Here is a 16,955-nt window from a genome sequence, read left to right as displayed (position 1 = left end):
CAGGGCTTTTTTCCGGTTAGCATACGGTGTTTTCAGCAGCACCTGCAGGCCAGCTCTTCATGTCTTCATTACCGAATACTCACGAAGTTCTCCTTCGAAACGCTCACCTTTTGGATGGTCGTGTGGCCATATTGGGTCTTTCTGATCCGAGTTTGCTGTCGCAGTGCCCCTCTGCAGGATTGGCCATGACCGAGCACGCGGGTGTGTTCAAATCGATGTCACCCTACACGGACTGGCAGCAGTGCTTTGGTTACGACACTGAAGGTTTGCAATCGGGCGCGTTCGACACCGTGATCGTGTTTTTGCCGAAGGCCCGCGCAGAGCTCACCCTACGCCTGGCCATGGCGCAATTTCTTGGTCGTCAGGGTGCAAACCTTGTGATGATTGGTGAAAAGAAAGAAGGCATCGCCGGCGGCTCCAAGCAATTCCTGCACGCAGTGCCCGAAGGTATGAAAGTCGATAGTGCCCGGCACTGCCAGGTTTGGTGTGGTACCAACAGCCAGCCCAAAGACGTGTTCGCTCTGGAGGATTATCTGGAATGGACGCCTGTGACCTGTGCGGGCATCGAGATTTCGGTTGCCGGTTTGCCCGGCGTGTTTAGTGAAGGTGAGCTGGATGACGGCACCCGGCTGTTGCTGGAGAATCTCGCTGAGAAGCCACTGACGGGCGAAAAGGTTCTGGATTTTGCCTGTGGCGCTGGCGTTATTGGCTCGTGGCTCCAAGCTTATCGGCGCTCAGCTGGTGGTGAGCCAGGCGTGGTCGATGGTCTGGACGTGCAAGCTCAAGCCGTAGCCTGTGCCAGAGCAACCTATGAACGGGCTGGGGCTCAGGGTGAGATATACGCGGAAGATGGGCTGGCGGGCTTGAAAGGGCGCTGGCAGGCCGTCGTTACGAATCCGCCGTTCCACTCCGGAGTGAAAACCGATACCTCAATGACCGAACAGTTTATTCGGCAAGTGGCGCAGCACTTGGTGCCCGGTGGGGAGTTGCGGTTGGTGGCGAATAGTTTCTTGCCCTACGAAGCACTGTTGCAGCAGTTTATCGGCCCGGTGCAAACGCTCGCTCAAGATAAACGCTTTACGGTGTATCGGGCATTTCAGAGGTTGCCGCGCTGAATTTCAGGCAAAAAAAAACCCCTGGGGAGGGGTAAAAAAAAGCATGTGCAGAAAACTAATGGTCAATCGGCAAGGCGCCGAACGTCTGACCGAAAAGGGTTTTCGGCGTGAACAGGGCTAATTTAGGTTTTTTTTCTAGAGTAAACAGCCTAAAAGCGTTTTTAATTAAGAATTCGTGATCGGAAGCCTTAGATGACAACTGACGTACTCGAAATCGCTGGCCAGAGCTTGGCGTTGAAAAGGCCGGGTATTGAGGCCTCGAAGTTGAGGGCATGGGATGCCGCTGATGAACTGCTTTTAGATGAAGCGGTGAAACGCTTGGATCCGGAAAACCGTGTTCTTGTAATAGATGATGCCTTTGGCGCATTGACGCTCGGCTTGGCCGATTGTTTTCCGGTTTCGGTTGTTGATAGCGCGACATTGAATCACTCACTCAAGGTCAATGCGCGCCTGAATTCGGCTTTGCCGACCCCATCGGAACCAAACAGCTGGCTCAATCCTCCAGTAGGGCCCTTTGATCTCATTGTGATGCGAATCCCGAGGCAGGCAGAGTATCTGGCTTGGTTGCTGCGTTGGGTAAATGGCCAATTGGCGGAAAATGGCTGTTTGCTGGCGGGGGGCATGATCAAGCACTTGCCAGAACGCAGTGTGGATGTGTTTTCTGCAGCCGTATCTACGGAGGCGGTGCTCCCGGCCAGAAAAAAAGCCCGGGTTGTAGTGTGTCGCCGTGGCAGTGAGACTCTGGAAAACTGGCCATCCACGTGGAAGGGTTATGAGCAGGAAGGGCTGCCCGCCCGGGTGGAGGCTATGCCGGCGGTGTTTTCGAGGGATCGGCTGGATATTGGCACCCGGGAATTGCTGCCATTGGTTAGGCCAGCGGTGCGCGCGTTAGAGCCTGATGCGCGAGTACTTGATCTCGCCTGTGGCAACGGCGTTCTGGGGCTAACCGCGTTGGCCGGCAGGGCGGATATTGCCGTGGAGTTCAGTGATGTCTCCAGTCAGGCGATTGCCAGCGTCCGGCACAACCTTAAACGCAGTGGTTATCTGGAACGAGCTCACCTGCATCACAGTGACGGTCTTCCAAGTGATTGTGGCGAGTATCAATTGATCTTACTGAACCCGCCTTTTCACGAGGGTGGTGTCGTGGGGGACCATATTGCATTAAGGCTTTTCAAAGATGCCGCAGGGCACCTTGCTGAAGGCGGGCGGGTCTTGATGGTAGGCAATCGGCACCTGGGCTATCACCGCACGCTGAAACGTTACTTCCGGACGGTGGAGCAGCGGGCTGCAAGCCCGCGCTTTGTGGTGTTCGAAGCGTCTTTGTAGCCGTGTAAGTTAAGCGGTCGGCGCAGGGCGGTCGTAACCCATGCGGGCCAACGTATCGACGATGGTTTGGGTTTGGCTGTCCACTTCGAGGTTGACCGTTTGGCCTTGCTCGATGGTGCCGAACGTTGTGGCCCGCAGTGTTTCAGGAATCAAATGCACGTTGAAGCGGTTAGCTTCGACTTCACCGATGGTCAGGCTGGCGCCATTGATGGCAATGAATCCTTTCGGAAACACGTATTTCATCCAGTTTTCTGGCACTTCAAACCACAGCGTGACGTTGTTTTCGGTTCGAACAATTTCCGCCAGTTGAGCGGTCGTATGTACATGCCCGCTCAGCAAGTGTCCGCCAATTTCATCGCCAATCCGGGCAGCCCTCTCGAAATTCACCGCGTCTCCGATCTTGAGAGCCCCCAGCGTTGTTAAGCGCAGGGTTTCTTGCATCGCATCGAAATAGAGCTGCTGGTCTTCCTGTCTGGTTACCGTCATGCAGGTACCGTTAATGGCAACGGAAGCACCGATCGTTACACCGTGTACTTTGTCTTCAGGAAGCTCGATAACAAGGGTGTTCAGGCCCGGTGCTGTATGGATCTCGACTACTTTGGCAATGCCCTGAACGATACCGGTAAACATAAACCGTCTCCTGAAGTGCGATGAATGTTGGAAGGATACCGGTGGCGATGGCTGTTGCCAAGAAGCTGCGCCTGCCCGTGACTTCGGCCTTTACTCAAGTTGTACTGCCCGAGGCCGATAACCTGATTAACCAAAGCATATAAGAGTGGGAATCCCATGGCTGAAAATGCCGTAACAGCAAAGGTTGGTGACGTAGAGGCACCGCCTGCCCAGCTCCGACCCGGCAGAGCTGCGGACCCTATCGCTAATGTGCAGCAGGAAATGTCTGCTGCCATGGATGAAGCAGCGCCTGATGCCGATGTAGAAAAGGCTGAGGAACAGTCAGTCAATCCAGAGGCGACGGAAGACGGTGGGCTCGGCGAGCAGAATGTCGAACAAAGCGAAGTTTATTCTGAACTGCGTAACCTCAGATTAATGCTGCGTCAGTGTGATCGGGTTTTGTTGATGGACTTCGAGTTGCTGTCGATGTCCGATTGGCCTGATAACTACTCACTGGCTCAGGCTCGCCGGAGTCGCGATTTGTGGTTGCTGTCTGCGATGGTTGCGGCGGCTGTTTTTCTAAGCGGACTGACCGGGGTTGTTCCAGCGTGGGTTGCAGGTGGGGGCTTCGGGGTGAGTGTGATTATCCTTTTGTTAGGGGTCCCGTTTATTAGGCGGATTTATACCAACAAACCCTCCTATCTGGATTTGATACTCCAGCGCCAGCGTATGCTGAGTGATGCACGAAAGCATGTGGCACACTTAGAGGGAGACGACGGGTTGGTTTGGCAGTGCGCCAGAATGGCTCGGTACAACGCAAGTTTGCGCCACGGCCGTTTCAGCGACATGATTCGGTTGTCGGAGCAGCGGATTCTGCCCAGATATCTGACCAGGCGGGACCACCTGAGGCTCTATCTAATCTTTATGTTGGAAGCCGAGAAGGCATACAACAAAATCCAGCAAGCTTTTTTCGATGGCAACCAAGCGGCTATAGATAAGGGCTGGCAAGAGGTGGCGGCAGTTCCTGAGCCTCGAGCTTGACATTATTAGTGCTCAAACGTATGTTTCAAACAGACGTTTGTTAGAGGCGCTGATACTAAAATGGCACAGTCAGATACCGTAGATCGCATTCTCGATGCAGCTGAAGAGCTGTTTGCGGAGCGTGGTTTCGCAGAAACTTCGCTTCGCATGATTACCAGTAAGGCTAACGTAAATCTGGCTGCAGTCAATTACCACTTTGGTTCAAAGAACGCGCTCATACACGCCGTGTTTGCACGATTCCTGTCGCCTTTTTCGGCCACACTTGAGTCCGCCTTCGACGAACTGGAACAAAAGTGTCAGGGCAACCCGCCAACCCTGAATCAAACCCTCTGGGCTCTGACCGAAAGCGCGGTGCGTATGCCCCAGCGTAATGAAAAGGGTATTTCCATCTTTATGCGTTTGCTCGGGCTGGCGTATACCCAGTCCCAAGGGCACCTTCGCAAGTTCCTGGAGCAGGAATATGGTCAGCCCTTCGGCCGCTTTATGCGTCTTCTTAAAGAGGCAACACCCGAGTTGTCAGCCGTTGATCGGTATTGGCGCATTCAGTTCATGCTAGGCGCAACCGCGTTTACCATGTCCAGTAGTGATGCCTTGATTGAAATCCTCGACAACAAGCTGGGTGTCCAAGCTTCAGTTCAAGAAATTGCTGCCCGCTTGGTGCCGTTCCTCGCGGAAGGTATGAAGGCACCCGACAAGCTGCAGATGCCCACGACCGCTACGGTTGCCTGAGCTCCCCGCCCTCAGGTAGGCTTCCCTCTGGTTTTTGCCCGAGGGAGCTTGCTCTTTGAACACTCCATGGCCCCAAGGGGCATATATCGAGATTTCTCTCACTGATCAGGCGCTTAACGTCCGTGCTGACGATGGTGCTTTGCTGGCCAGTTACTCGGTCTCTACGGCGCTTAATGGTCCGGGGGAGCAGGATGGTAGTGGTTGTACGCCCCGTGGGAAGCATTACATTCGAGCTCGTATTGGGGCCGGCCAGCCGTTGAATACCGTGTTTCGGGGCCGCCGCCCAACGGGTGAAATATATACGCCCGAGCTTGCGGGCGCTTATCCCGAGCGGGACTGGATTCTAACCCGTATACTTTGGCTGTGTGGCCGGGAATGGGGGCTAAACCGCGGCCCGGGTGTCGATACCTTTCGGCGTTTCATATACATTCACGGAACTCCCGATACCGAACCCATGGGTGTGCCTATGTCCCATGGATGTGTCCGGATGCGTAATCATGATTTGGTAGAATTGTTCGAGCGTGCGCCGGTAGGTATGCGCGTGGATATAGAGTGAATTAACGAGCCCAGAGGGACAGGATGATTGGAAATATCTTGCAAGTGATGAACGACTGGTTCGAGCAGTTCGGGATGCTTACGGAAGGGTGGCGTGCAGGTATCCTGATTTTTATGGTGGTTTTAGCCACTGCGGTTGTGGCCTTCATCGCGAGCCGTGTTGTTCTGTATCTCGAGAATAAATTCAGTCACACCAAAAACCTTTGGGATGATGCGGTATTGCATGCCTGCCGGCGCCCTCTTGTAGCGTTTATCTGGTTGCAAGGGGTGTACTGGGCCGCAGAAATTGCCCATCACTTCTCAGAGGCTGAGGTGTTCACTGCCAACGAGACCGTAATGAAGATTGGCTTCATGTGGGTCATCGTCTGGGCCCTGTTCGGGCTGGTTAAAGAGGTCGAGAAGGTTCTGGTCTCGCCGGTCAAGATGCGCAAACCCATGGACTTCACCACGGTGAATGCCATCAGCAAGTTGCTTCGCGCGGTCATCGTTATTACCGCCGTATTGACTGCGTTGCAGACTCTGGGCTTCAGCATTTCCGGTGTTCTGGCGTTTGGTGGTGTGGGTGGTATCGCGGTAGGTTTTGCAGCAAAAGATCTACTGGCTAACTTTTTTGGCGGTTTCATTATTCATTTGGACCGCCCGTTCAAAGTGGGGGACTGGATTCGTTCTCCAGACCGGAATATTGAAGGCACGGTGGAGCACATTGGCTGGCGCTTAACGACCATTCGCACCTTTGATAAGCGTCCGCTTTACGTTCCGAACGCCGCCTTTACCGTCATTGCGGTGGAAAACCCTTCGCGCATGACCAATCGCCGGATTTCGGAAACCATCGGTATCCGCTACGCCGATGTAACTTCAATGAAAAGCATTGTTGACGACATTCGCGACATGCTGAAAAACCACGATGAGATCGATTCGAATCAAACGTTGATTGTGAATTTCCTGGCCTTCAACGCCTCAACGCTCGACATCATGATCTACACCTTCACCAAAACAACGGATTGGGTTCGGTTTCATGGTATTAAAGAAGATGTGTTGCTGAAGATCAGTGACATCATTGAAGGTCACGGTGCAGAAGTGGCGTTCCCGACACGAACACTGCATTTGCCGGAGGCTGTAGCCGTAAGCAATCAAGACGCGCAAGACAAAGACGGCAAGCGTCGCAAAAAAGCGGGGCGCGAAGGCTCAGATTACGAAGAAAATAAGGGTGAGGCGCATGCGCGTGACCAAAATGCAGAGTCCGGTGATGGAGGCGGTGCAGATGGGGATTAATCGTCCCGTTGGGATTATTGGTGGTACGGGACTGACAAAGCTGAGTGAGCTCCAGATCCTGGGTAAAGAAGCAGAAACCAACCGCTGGGGTGAGCCCTCCGATGTCTTGGTGAAAGGCGTTCTGGGGGAGCAGCCCGTGGTGTTTTTGGCTCGTCATGGCAATCCACACCGGATACCGCCGCACCGGGTGAACTACCGGGCCAACCTGCAGGCGCTTTACGATGCAGGTGTTCGAATCGTGGTAGGGGTTAATGCGGTAGGTGGCATTCATTCGGCGATGGGGCCTGCCCATGTGGTGATTCCGCATCAATTGATTGATTACACCTGGGGGCGCGCCAGTACCTTCTTTGAAGATGATTTGGAGGAGGTAACCCACATTGACTTTACCCATCCCTACGACCACGATGGCCGGACTTTGCTGATTGAATCAGCAGAAGCGTTGGGGCTCGAGTTCTCCGACTTCGGGGTTTATGGCGCCACACAGGGGCCACGACTGGAAACGGCTGCGGAAATTCGCCGCCTCGAACAAGACGGTTGTGATTTGGTGGGAATGACCGGCATGCCAGAAGCTGTTTTGGCCGCAGAGCTGGGCATGCGCTATGTGTGCTTGGGCTTGGTGGTGAATTGGGCAGCCGGGAAGTCTGACCACATTATCACCATGGATGAGATTGAAGCGGCCATCGAGCAGGGCATGACGGGCGTCAAGCGTATTCTGGAGCGCTCAATGGCCAAGTTAGGCGAGTTGGAACCTTTGCCTACAGCTTCCTGAAAAACACCAATACGCCGATAGTGGGGGAATCGATAAAATGGATTTCCTCACTGCGCATGCGGCGGGTTTCCTTGATCCAGGTAACCAACTCGGCAGGTACAGGCTCTGCCATGACGGGCTGGGTGTTCTCAGCCATGTCGGCAATGGATCCTGCTCCCTCTGCTTTGGGTGCTTCTACCGTGCTGCCTGCTTCAATAGCGGGCGCGCTGGCTTCAGGTGCGGAACCATCTTGCCAGTGGTTCAGATGAACGCCCACGTGCAGATAGCGCTTCCGGTCAATTTCGATATGCCCTTCTACTGCCTTCTGCTGTGCACCGGTTAGCCAGTCCCCAATGGCCACTCTCATGGGTGAACCATCGTAGTTCGGGGGGAAGCTTTGATACCAGCCGGCTGCCGCCAAAACACGGTAGTTGCCGCTGTTTTCCAAACGACTGGCGGCCCGGCCCAGGTGCAGTTCATTTCTGCCAGCGAGCTTGAGATCTGAAGAGCGGCGCCCGTTGGCATCTTCGACCCAAAGCGATTTCTCGATATTGCGAGAGGGTTCTATTTGCTTGCCTGCCATCTGTTCTTCGACAGAGGCTGGGTCAACCAGACGCTGAAGAATCACGATTTCCGCCCGATAGAAGTCTTTTTGACCGTCCTGTGCCTGAGCGCCTGTCGCCGGCAGGAGGGTGAATGCAAGGGCCAGTGCGGCGCCTATCAGCGTTGGTTTTGAACAGCGATTCGTGGCTTGCAAGTGTCTCACTCCGGCTCAATCAGGTTGGTTCAAGAAGCCTTGGCTTTTGTTTCTTGAGGGCCAAGCTCGGTCAGCATGGCTGCGATGGCGTCGAGTTTACCACTGGTTGAGTCATCATTCAGCCGGAAGCGGAAGCTGTTGGCGCCTTCAAGCCGGAAAGCGTCGGGTGCGGATTGCACTTTTTTAACCAGAATCAGCGGGTCTACCGGCGTGCTGGCTCCGAACTCTAAACGCACCCATTCCTTGCCAGCGTCCACTTTATCAATGCCCAAGGCTTCCGCCATCAGGCGAAGCTGGGTTTGGCGCACCAGGTTTTTGGCGGGTTCCGGTAATAATCCGAAGCGGTCAATCATTTCTACCTGAAGTTCTTTTAATTCGGCTTCGTCTTTTACGCTGGCGATGCGTTTATACAGCATCAGGCGGTTGTGAACGTCCGGCAGGTAGTCCTCTGGAATAATTGCCGGAATACGAAGGTTCATTTCCGTACCATGGCTCAGAGGCAGTTCCGCATTGGGCGTGCGGCCTTCGCGAATGGCCTTCACGGCTTCGTCCAGCAATTGCATATAGAGGGTGAAACCGATGCTTTCAATCTGTCCGCTTTGCTCCTCGCCCAGCAGCTCACCGGCACCACGAATTTCTAGGTCGTGGGTGGCTAGCATGAAGCCAGCGCCAAGATCCTGAGCTTCTGAAATCGCATCCAGTCGCTTTTTGGCATCCGCCGAGATGCTCTTTGGTGGCGGTGTCAGCAGGTAGGCGTAAGCCTGGTGGTGCGAACGGCCAACCCGACCACGTAGTTGGTGCAGCTGGGCGAGGCCGAATTTGTCCGCTCGTTCAATGATGATCGTGTTGGCACTGGGTACGTCGATACCGGTCTCAACAATGGTGGTGCACACCAGAACGTTGAAGCGCTTGTGGTAGAAGTCTGACATGACTTGCTCAAGCTGGCGCTCCCGCATTTGGCCGTGGCCAACGCCGACTCGGGCTTCCGGAATGAGCCGGCGGAGGTCTTCGGCGGTTTTCTCAATGGTGGATACGTCGTTATGCAGGAAGTACACCTGGCCGCCCCGGAGAATTTCTCGAAGAATGGCTTCTTTGACCATGGCTTCGTCACGTTGGCGCACGAAGGTTTTGACCGAGAGCCGGCGCGCGGGTGGGGTGGCAATAATGGACAGGTCCCGCAGGTGGCCCATGGCCATGTTCAGTGTTCTCGGAATCGGCGTGGCGGTGAGGTTGAGCATATCGACCTCGGCCCGGAGTGCTTTTAGTTTCTCCTTTTGTTGAACGCCGAACCGGTGTTCTTCATCAATAATGACCAAACCCAGATTTTTGAACTTCACGTCACCTTGCAGCAATTTGTGGGTGCCGATCACGATGTCTGCCTTACCTTCCTCTATGGCGGTCATCGCTTTGCTGGTTTGAGTGCTGCTTCGGAAGCGGCTCAGTAGCTCGATGGAAACGGGAGTATCCGAAAAACGGTCTCGGAATGACTCATAGTGCTGTTGGGCCAGCAGTGTGGTGGGTACCAGCACGGCGACTTGTTTGCCCGACCAGGTGGCCAGAAAGGCCGCGCGCATGGCGACTTCGGTTTTACCAAAGCCGACATCACCGCATACCAGTCGGTCCATGGGCTGTTCACTGGTCATATCTTCGAATACCGCTTGAATCGCAACCTGCTGGTCGGGGGTTTCTTCAAACGGAAAGCCAGCGGCAAATGCGCGGTAGGCTTCTTTCGGGTCTTCGAACTGAAAGCCTTTTCTGGCCTCGCGGCGAGCGTACACATCCAGCAATTCAGCTGCGGTGTCGCGAATTTTCTCCAGTGCTTTCTGCTTGGCGTTGCTCCAGCGGTCGGTGCCGAGCTTATGCAGCGGGGCGTGTTCTTCATCCGTGCCTGCGTAGCGCGAAATCAGATGTAGGCTTGAAACGGGCACATACAGTTTTGAACCGCCGGCGTATTCGAGTGTCAGGAATTCTTTGGATTCGCCGCCGGCACTGATGGTCTCCAGCCCTTTATACCGGCCAACACCGTGGTCGATGTGAACGACCGGTGAGCCAATTCTGAGTTCAGACAGGTCGCGGTAACCGGCGTCATCCACCTCCGTTGGTTTTTCTCGGCGTCGGCGTTGCAGCACCCGCTCCCCGAATAGAGCGGTTTCGGTGATCAGGGCGAGGTTTTGCTCCGGTAACACCATGCCTTGTTCCATTGGGGCAATGGTGATGGCGAGACTGATGTCCGATTGGCCGAGGAATTCCCGCCAGCTGGCAACTGTGCTCAGTTTGAGTTTTTGGCTTTCAAGATTTTCGATCAATGCTTCGCGGCGCCCTGAGGATTCTGCGCAGATCAATACACGGCCGGGGAAGTCATTGAGGAAGCGTTTCAGTCGCCCTGCCGGGTCTGCGGCACGTCCGTCCATAGCAATGTCGGGTAGCGCGTCTGCGCCACAGTTCGCCGTGCCCGCACCAGTCGTTGGTTCGGGGCTGCACGTAACCCTGGGGTAGCGCTTTAGCTGGCCAAACACTTCGTCCTGAAGCAGGAAGAGTTCGGCGGGGGACAGGATAGGGCGCAGGCGATCGTGCCGGCGATCTTCATGACGAGCGCGGGTTTCGCTATCAAACGCCTGAACGGCGTCGTTCAACCCGTCCGCAGTGAATACCAAGGTCGAGGCCGGCAGGTAATCAAAAAGTGTCGCGGTTTCGTCAAAGAAAAGCGGTAGATAATATTCAATGCCGGGTGGGGTGATGCCGTTACTGACATCTTGGTAGACCGGTGAGTCTTTGTCCGAATGAGGGAAGTATTCAAACCACCGGTTTCGAAAGCCTGATCGCGCTTCTTTATGCCATGGGAATTCGTGAGCGGGCAACAGCTCGACTTGCTCGATGCGGTCGATCGAGCGCTGGGTTTCCGGGTCGAAGGTTCTTAGAGTCTCAATCTCGTCGTCGAACAGATCGATCCGGTAAGGCAAGTTGGAACCCATGGGGTAAATGTCGAGAATGGCACCCCGAACCGCGTATTCACCGTGCTCGTAGACGTTCTCCGCGTGGTGGTAGCCCGCAGCTTCTAACTGCATGCGCCAGTTATCTATATTCAGAGTCTGGCCGGTTTTCAGAAGCAAGGTGTTGCCTTGCAAATAGCTGGGTGGTGCCAGCCGATGCATCAGGGTGCGTGCCGGGACAATCAAAATGCCGTGATCGGTCGATGGTAGGCGGTGCAGAGTGCGAATGCGCCGCGACGTGATGTCCTGATGCGGAGAGAAAAGGTCGTACGGAAGGGTTTCCCAGTCGGGCAATGATAACAATTCAAGCCCGTCGTCAGTAATTGTTGCGCCGTCTTCCTCCGGGGGAAGGCTAAGAAAAAACCGAACCGCTTGCTCCAGACGGATAGCGTCGTCCGTACTGCGGGTGACGATCAAGGTCAGGCCTTTGTGGCTTTTTGCGCTCTCGCAGATTGCGAGGGCGTCGCTGCAGCCCTGAAGTTGCCCCCATTTCCGGTGATCGGCTGCCTGTGATGGCGCTGCTGGCGCAATCAGCGTGGTGTTTGCAAGGGTGTTGGTTGAACCTTGAGCCATGGGCTGGAGCATCTCCTGAATTGACGCGTCTGGGAACCGGAAGCGCATCATTCTATCGCTCAGGGATTTCAGTGTCATGGTTACCGCTTGCAAATGGGTTACACAAAGCAATTTGCCGTCAGGCTCGTTAAGTTGGATAATGTGCGCCTCAAAAATACTCCCCTGTGCTAAACGAGGTTTCAACCGTGAGTCACGACAAGATCAATGAGCATCTGTCCAACTGGACTGAGCGAGAGTCCACCGCGGAAGCTATGATTCCGCTGATCGGCCGTCTTTACCGTAAAAACAATGTAGTAACATCTGTTTACGGTCGTTCGATCATCAATCAGTCTGTGATCGATATCCTGCGGGCTCACCGTTTCGTTCGCCAGGTTGAAGATAGCGAGCTGTCTGTGCACGACACCATGCCGATTCTGCAAGAGATGGATAAGCTGAATCTGGGTCGCGCTCACGTTGATATCGGTAAGCTTGCGGTCAAGTTCAAAGAAGAAGGCGGTGATCTTGTTGAGTTCTTGAAGCGTGAGATCGGCTCGATTGTTGGCGAGTACGAGGCTCAGTCCGAGCAAGACGCCAACAACGACACCAAAGACGTGGTTCTTTATGGTTTCGGTCGTATCGGTCGTCTTCTGGCCCGCATTCTGATCGAAAAAGCAGGTGGCGGTAACAATCTGCGTCTGCGCGCTATTGTAGTGCGTCAGGGTGGTGCCGAGAACGACCTTGAAAAGCGCGCCAGCTTGCTGCGTCGTGACTCTGTGCATGGGCCTTTCAATGGTTCAATCACCGTTGACGAAGAAAACTCTGCTTTGATCGCTAACGGCAACTTCATCAAAGTAATCTACTCTAGTGGTCCGGATCAGGTGGATTACACCGAATACGGTATCGACAACGCCATCGTTGTGGATAACACCGGTATCTGGCGTGATGAAGCCGGCCTTGGTCTGCACCTGAAGTCCAAAGGTGTGAGTCGGGTAATTCTGACTGCACCGGGTAAGGGTGATATCAAGAACATCGTTTACGGTATCAACAACGATTGGATCACCGAAGAAGACAAGATTCTGTCTGCCGCTTCTTGTACTACTAACGCCATCACCCCTGTGTTGAAGGCGATCAACGACGAATTCGGTATTGAAGACGGTCACGTAGAAACTGTTCACTCTTACACCAACGACCAGAACCTGATCGACAACTACCACAAGGGTAGTCGTCGTGGTCGCAGTGCTGCATTGAACATGGTTATCACCGAGACCGGTGCTGCTAAAGCTGTTGCGAAGGCGCTGCCTGAGTTGAAGGGTAAATTGAGCGGTAATGCGATCCGTGTTCCGACCCCGAACGTATCAATGGCTATTCTTAATCTGAACCTGAAAACCGATGTAGACGTGGAAAAGGTTAACGAATACCTGCGGGAAATGGCGCTGCACTCCGAGCTGCAAAAGCAGATCGACTTTGTGAACTCGCCGGAAGTGGTTTCTACCGACTTCGTAGGCTCACGCCACGCGGGTGTGGTCGATGCTCAAGCGACCATCGCGAACGGCAAGCGCCTGATTCTGTATGTGTGGTACGACAACGAATTTGGCTACAGTGCGCAGGTTATCCGTTGCGTTAACCAGATGGCTGGCGTTGATTATCCGATCTTCCCGAAGCGCACACGCGACTAATGTCGTAGGCGCTCTCGGTTGAGACGGAAAGATACAGCCCCGGTAGCGAGAGTTGCCGGGGTTTTTCGTGTTTTATGGCACCAAAAGCATTTGGGTTACCGGTGGAAATAGGTTTCCTTAATCTCTATAATTGGCGCGATTTTGGGTGTGTCTTGCTCCGCGGTACGTTGAACGGGAGTGGGACGTTTAAGAATCCACAGAATAGTTTCTGATGACTGGATGAGGCTAATGATCAAGATCAAAAAAGGCCTGGATCTTCCCATCAGCGGCGCTCCCGAACAGACCATTACCGATGGCAAGCCGATTCGCCACGTGGCGCTCGTTGGCTTTGACTATCACGGCATGAAGCCGACAATGGCTGTGAAAGAAGGGGACCGTGTTAAGCGCGGTACGCTGCTGTTCACGGATAAGAAGACCGAAGGCGTTCGTTACACTTCACCGGCTGCCGGTGTCGTGAAAGAAGTTAATCGCGGTGAGCGTCGAGTATTTCAGTCTGTTGTCATCGAAATCGATGGTGACGAGGCAGAAAGCTACGCCCGCTACAACGACTCGGATCTCGCCGGCCTGGAACGCCAGCAAGTAGTCGACAACCTTGTTGAATCCGGCCTGTGGACAGCGTTCCGCACTCGCCCCTACAGCAAAGTTCCTACTATCGACTCTACTCCGAACTCGATCTTTGTGTCGGTGATGGACACTAATCCGCTAGCGGCGGACCCTGCAGTGATCATCGGTGAGAACAGTCAGGCTTTTGAGAAAGGGCTGACCATTATCTCCCGTCTCACTAACGGCAAGGTGTTTGTTGCTGGTAAGCCGGGGGCTAACGTCTCTGTGCCCAGAGCTGACAACATTGAAGTGCATCAGTTTGACGGTGTGCATCCTGCCGGTAATGTGGGTACCCACATCCACTACCTAGACCCTGTTTCGGCCAACAAGACCGTATGGTCGATCAACTATCAAGACGTGATCGACATCGCCAAGTTGTTCGAAACCGGTGAAGTGCCGGTTGAGCGCATTGTGGCTATCGGTGGCCCGAAAGCACTGAAACCTCGCCTTGTTCGTACCCGTTTGGGTGCCAGCTTGACCGAGCTTTTGGATGGCGAAGTGGCAACTGACTGTGAGATTCGTGCCATTTCCGGTTCCGTATTTGGCGGTCGCCGTGGTGATGGCCCATGTGCCTACCTGGGCCGATTTGCTAATCAGGTGTCTGTCCTGGAAGAAGGTTTCAAGCGCCACTTCATGGGCTGGCTGACGCCAGGTGCCAATAAGTTCTCCGTACTGAATATCTATGTGTCCAAGTTGATGGGCGGCAAACGTTTCGACTTCACCACCACTACTAATGGTAGTGAGCGGGCGATGGTGCCAGTCGGTGCCTACGAGAAGGTTATGCCTTTGGATATTTTGCCAACCCAGCTGCTGCGTTCGCTGATTGTTGGTGATACCGAAGTGGCTCAGAAACTGGGCGCTCTGGAACTGGATGAAGAAGATCTCGCGCTGTGCACCTTCGTGTGCCCGGGTAAATATGAATACGGTCCGATTCTCCGTGAGAACCTGACCCGAATCGAGATCGAGGGCTAACAAGATGTCTATCAGACAGTATCTCGATGGTATCGAGCATCACTTTGAAAAAGGTGGCAAGTGGGAGCGCTGGTATGCGCTGTACGAAGCCGCTGATACTATTTTTTACACGCCCGGATCGGTAACCAAGACAACTTCACACGTTCGTGACGGCGTTGATCTTAAGCGCATCATGATCACTGTGTGGTTGTGTGCGTTCCCGGCGATGTTCTTCGGTATGTGGAATATTGGCTACCAAGCCAACAATTTCCTGGCCGCTAACCCGGACGCCCTAGTGGGTGACGGTGGTCTGCGTACCGCATTTATTCAAGCTCTCGCTGTTACAGGCGCTGGAGCTGGCCTGTGGGACAACTTCGTATACGGCATGGCTTACTTCATTCCGGTATACGCGGTGACCTTCGTTGTGGGTGGTTTCTGGGAAGTTCTGTTTGCAACCGTGCGTCGTCACGAAGTAAACGAAGGCTTCTTCGTAACCTCTATCCTGTTTGCATTGATTTGCCCGCCATCTATCCCTCTTTGGCAGGTGGCTCTGGGTATCACCTTCGGTGTTGTGATTGGTAAAGAAGTGTTTGGCGGTACTGGCAAAAACTTCCTGAACCCCGCGCTGACGGGTCGTGCGTTCCTGTACTTTGCTTATCCGGCCCAGATCTCTGGCGACACCGTATGGACGGCTGTTGACGGGTTCAGTGGTGCGACTGCTCTGAGCGTTGCTGCCAGTGAAGGTGTGGAAGTGTTGAATCAGCAGATCGGGTGGATGAACGCTTTCCTGGGAACCATTCAAGGTTCGATGGGTGAGACTTCTACAATTGCTGTGATGATTGGTGGTCTTGCTCTGATTGCCATGCGCATCGCCAGCTACCGTATTGTTGGTGGCGTGCTGATCGGCATGATCGCTATGTCTCTGCTGCTGAACCTGGTTGGTTCTGAAACCAATAACATGTTTGCCGTACCGCCGCACTGGCACCTAGTTATGGGTGGCTTTGCCTTCGGCATGATGTTCATGGCAACCGATCCGGTTTCGGCTTCTATGACCAATACTGGCCGCTGGTGCTTCGGCATTTTGGTGGGTGTAATGACTGTCCTCATCCGCGTAGTTAACCCTGCGTTCCCGGAAGGCATCATGTTGGCGATTCTGTTTGCTAACCTGTTTGCTCCGTTGATGGATCATTACGTGGTTCAAGCTAACATCAAACGGAGGCTCGCTCGTGGCTAAAGCTAAAGAAACTGTCTCCAGAACCCTCATCGTTGCTGCGGTCCTGAGTATCGTGTTCTCCGTTGTGGTTTCCACCGCTGCGGTATCGCTCCGTCCTGCACAGATCAAGAACCAGAACTTGGATATTAAGTCCAACATTCTGGCCGCCGCAGGCATGCTGGAAACCGGCGCAAGTGCTGACCAGATTGAGGAACGCTTTGAACTGTTCGACGTTCGCCTAGTCGATCTTGATACCGGTGATTTTGTAGAGCCTTCTGCCGTTGGTGTAGAAGACCCTATGAAGTACGACATGTACAAGGCCGCCTCTGACCCGAAACAGAGCACCAACATTCCATCCTCCGAAGACAAGGCTGGCATCAAGCGCCGCCCGAACGTTGCTAAGGTATATACCTTGAGCGAAAACGGAGAGCTGGTTCGAGTGGTGTTGCCGGTACACGGTTACGGCCTTTGGTCGACGTTGTACGGCTTCGTGTCTCTGGAAGGTGACTTGAACACTATTGAAGGTCTTGGCTTTTACGCCCACGCTGAAACCCCAGGTCTGGGTGGTGAAGTGGACAACCCTCGCTGGAAGCAGCAGTGGGTGGGCAAGGAACTGTACGGCGAAGATGTTTCTGAGCCTCAGATCCAGCTGGTCAAAGGCGGTGTAAGTGCTGACGCCAAGAACAAAGAGCACAAGATCGACGCTCTTTCTGGTGCAACACTGACCAGCCGTGGTGTAGAGCAACTGGTTAACTACTGGATGGGCGACCGTGGCTACGCGCCGTTCCTCAAGAAACTTCGTGAAGGGGAGGTCTGAT

At 54.2% G+C, this 16,955-nt stretch carries 14 protein-coding genes; 11 read left to right on the top strand and 3 right to left on the bottom strand.

All coding sequences use genetic code 11. The features are described 5' to 3' along the window. The first annotated feature begins 59 nt into the window (after positions 1 to 59). Complete coding sequence (locus ACNQ6O_RS09100) at positions 60 to 1,115, top strand: methyltransferase (protein ID WP_418052909.1); 1,056 nt, start codon at positions 60 to 62, stop codon at positions 1,113 to 1,115. A 192-nt stretch (positions 1,116 to 1,307) separates the two neighbouring features. Beyond that, on the top strand, positions 1,308 to 2,441 hold the full coding sequence (locus tag ACNQ6O_RS09095) for a class I SAM-dependent methyltransferase (protein ID WP_418052908.1): 1,134 nt from the start codon (positions 1,308 to 1,310) through the stop codon (positions 2,439 to 2,441). A 9-nt stretch (positions 2,442 to 2,450) separates the two neighbouring features. Here the strand turns inward: ACNQ6O_RS09095 and ACNQ6O_RS09090 are convergent, their stop codons facing one another. Continuing rightward, a complete protein-coding gene (locus ACNQ6O_RS09090) occupies positions 2,451 to 3,071 on the bottom strand; it encodes a riboflavin synthase subunit alpha (RefSeq protein ID WP_418052907.1) in 621 nt (206 codons plus the stop codon). A 156-nt stretch (positions 3,072 to 3,227) separates the two neighbouring features. On the opposite strand from ACNQ6O_RS09090, the gene ACNQ6O_RS09085 reads away from it, so the two are divergent. The 5 genes from ACNQ6O_RS09085 to ACNQ6O_RS09065 all read left to right on the top strand — a co-directional run bounded on the left by ACNQ6O_RS09085 (position 3,228) and on the right by ACNQ6O_RS09065 (position 7,416). Further along, on the top strand, positions 3,228 to 4,091 hold the full coding sequence (locus ACNQ6O_RS09085) for a hypothetical protein (protein ID WP_418052906.1): 864 nt from the start codon (positions 3,228 to 3,230) through the stop codon (positions 4,089 to 4,091). Between the two features lie 60 nt (positions 4,092 to 4,151). Next, complete coding sequence (locus tag ACNQ6O_RS09080) at positions 4,152 to 4,820, top strand: TetR/AcrR family transcriptional regulator (RefSeq protein ID WP_418052905.1); 669 nt, start codon at positions 4,152 to 4,154, stop codon at positions 4,818 to 4,820. Between the two features lie 91 nt (positions 4,821 to 4,911). Then, entirely contained in the window at positions 4,912 to 5,376 is a 465-nt protein-coding gene (locus ACNQ6O_RS09075) for a L,D-transpeptidase family protein (protein ID WP_418053369.1), read from the top strand. Positions 5,377 to 5,399: 23 nt separating this feature from the next. Further along, a complete protein-coding gene (locus tag ACNQ6O_RS09070) occupies positions 5,400 to 6,647 on the top strand; it encodes a mechanosensitive ion channel family protein (RefSeq protein WP_418052904.1) in 1,248 nt (415 codons plus the stop codon). After that, entirely contained in the window at positions 6,592 to 7,416 is an 825-nt protein-coding gene (locus ACNQ6O_RS09065) for an S-methyl-5'-thioinosine phosphorylase (RefSeq protein WP_418052903.1), read from the top strand. Before ACNQ6O_RS09070 ends, ACNQ6O_RS09065 begins: the two co-directional genes overlap by 56 nt. Here the strand turns inward: ACNQ6O_RS09065 and ACNQ6O_RS09060 are convergent. Together ACNQ6O_RS09060 and mfd are read right to left on the bottom strand one after the other, a co-directional pair. Continuing rightward, positions 7,403 to 8,152, bottom strand: coding sequence for a CsiV family protein (locus ACNQ6O_RS09060; RefSeq protein WP_418052902.1), 750 nt, complete (start codon positions 8,150 to 8,152; stop codon positions 7,403 to 7,405). The genes ACNQ6O_RS09065 and ACNQ6O_RS09060 overlap by 14 nt on opposite strands. A 29-nt stretch (positions 8,153 to 8,181) precedes the next feature. Next, positions 8,182 to 11,715 carry a transcription-repair coupling factor gene (mfd, locus tag ACNQ6O_RS09055; RefSeq protein WP_418053368.1) on the bottom strand — a complete coding sequence of 1,178 codons (3,534 nt, stop codon included), beginning with the start codon at positions 11,713 to 11,715 and terminating at the stop codon, positions 8,182 to 8,184. A gap of 251 nt (positions 11,716 to 11,966) precedes the next feature. Here mfd and ACNQ6O_RS09050 point away from each other — a divergent pair, with 251 nt between their 5' ends. The 4 genes from ACNQ6O_RS09050 (at position 11,967) to ACNQ6O_RS09035 (ending at position 16,954) form a co-directional block, all read left to right on the top strand. Then, complete coding sequence (locus tag ACNQ6O_RS09050) at positions 11,967 to 13,370, top strand: glyceraldehyde-3-phosphate dehydrogenase (RefSeq protein WP_418053367.1); 1,404 nt, start codon at positions 11,967 to 11,969, stop codon at positions 13,368 to 13,370. A 228-nt stretch (positions 13,371 to 13,598) separates the two neighbouring features. Then, positions 13,599 to 14,945 carry a Na(+)-translocating NADH-quinone reductase subunit A gene (locus ACNQ6O_RS09045; protein WP_418052901.1) on the top strand — a complete coding sequence of 449 codons (1,347 nt, stop codon included), beginning with the start codon at positions 13,599 to 13,601 and terminating at the stop codon, positions 14,943 to 14,945. A gap of 4 nt (positions 14,946 to 14,949) precedes the next feature. Then, a complete protein-coding gene (locus tag ACNQ6O_RS09040) occupies positions 14,950 to 16,158 on the top strand; it encodes an NADH:ubiquinone reductase (Na(+)-transporting) subunit B (protein WP_418052900.1) in 1,209 nt (402 codons plus the stop codon). After that, positions 16,151 to 16,954, top strand: a complete 804-nt coding sequence (locus ACNQ6O_RS09035) for a Na(+)-translocating NADH-quinone reductase subunit C (protein ID WP_418052899.1) — start codon at positions 16,151 to 16,153, stop codon at positions 16,952 to 16,954. The genes ACNQ6O_RS09040 and ACNQ6O_RS09035 overlap by 8 nt, the downstream gene beginning before the upstream one ends. Position 16,955: the final 1 nt, after the last annotated feature.

Source organism: Marinobacter sp. SBS5, from assembly GCF_048285575.1.
GTDB lineage: Bacteria > Pseudomonadota > Gammaproteobacteria > Pseudomonadales > Oleiphilaceae > Marinobacter.
Note: the sequence above shows the minus strand (reverse complement) of the source record. Positions and strands in the feature narration are given on the sequence as shown.

What these genes read in the sequence shown, in the direction of transcription:
- ACNQ6O_RS09050 (WP_418053367.1), top strand. Translation starts at nt 11,967, where the DNA reads ATGATTCCGCTGATCGGCCGTCTTTACCGTAAAAACAATGTAGTAACA.
- ACNQ6O_RS09085 (WP_418052906.1), top strand. Translation starts at nt 3,228, where the DNA reads ATGGCTGAAAATGCCGTAACAGCAAAGGTTGGTGACGTAGAGGCACCG.
- ACNQ6O_RS09065 (WP_418052903.1), top strand. Translation starts at nt 6,592, where the DNA reads ATGCGCGTGACCAAAATGCAGAGTCCGGTGATGGAGGCGGTGCAGATG.
- ACNQ6O_RS09090 (WP_418052907.1), bottom strand. Translation starts at nt 3,071, where the DNA reads ATGTTTACCGGTATCGTTCAGGGCATTGCCAAAGTAGTCGAGATCCAT.
- mfd (WP_418053368.1), bottom strand. Translation starts at nt 11,715, where the DNA reads ATGGCTCAAGGTTCAACCAACACCCTTGCAAACACCACGCTGATTGCG.
- ACNQ6O_RS09095 (WP_418052908.1), top strand. Translation starts at nt 1,308, where the DNA reads ATGACAACTGACGTACTCGAAATCGCTGGCCAGAGCTTGGCGTTGAAA.
- ACNQ6O_RS09045 (WP_418052901.1), top strand. Translation starts at nt 13,599, where the DNA reads ATGATCAAGATCAAAAAAGGCCTGGATCTTCCCATCAGCGGCGCTCCC.
- ACNQ6O_RS09040 (WP_418052900.1), top strand. Translation starts at nt 14,950, where the DNA reads ATGTCTATCAGACAGTATCTCGATGGTATCGAGCATCACTTTGAAAAA.
- ACNQ6O_RS09100 (WP_418052909.1), top strand. Translation starts at nt 60, where the DNA reads ATGTCTTCATTACCGAATACTCACGAAGTTCTCCTTCGAAACGCTCAC.
- ACNQ6O_RS09080 (WP_418052905.1), top strand. Translation starts at nt 4,152, where the DNA reads ATGGCACAGTCAGATACCGTAGATCGCATTCTCGATGCAGCTGAAGAG.
- ACNQ6O_RS09070 (WP_418052904.1), top strand. Translation starts at nt 5,400, where the DNA reads ATGATTGGAAATATCTTGCAAGTGATGAACGACTGGTTCGAGCAGTTC.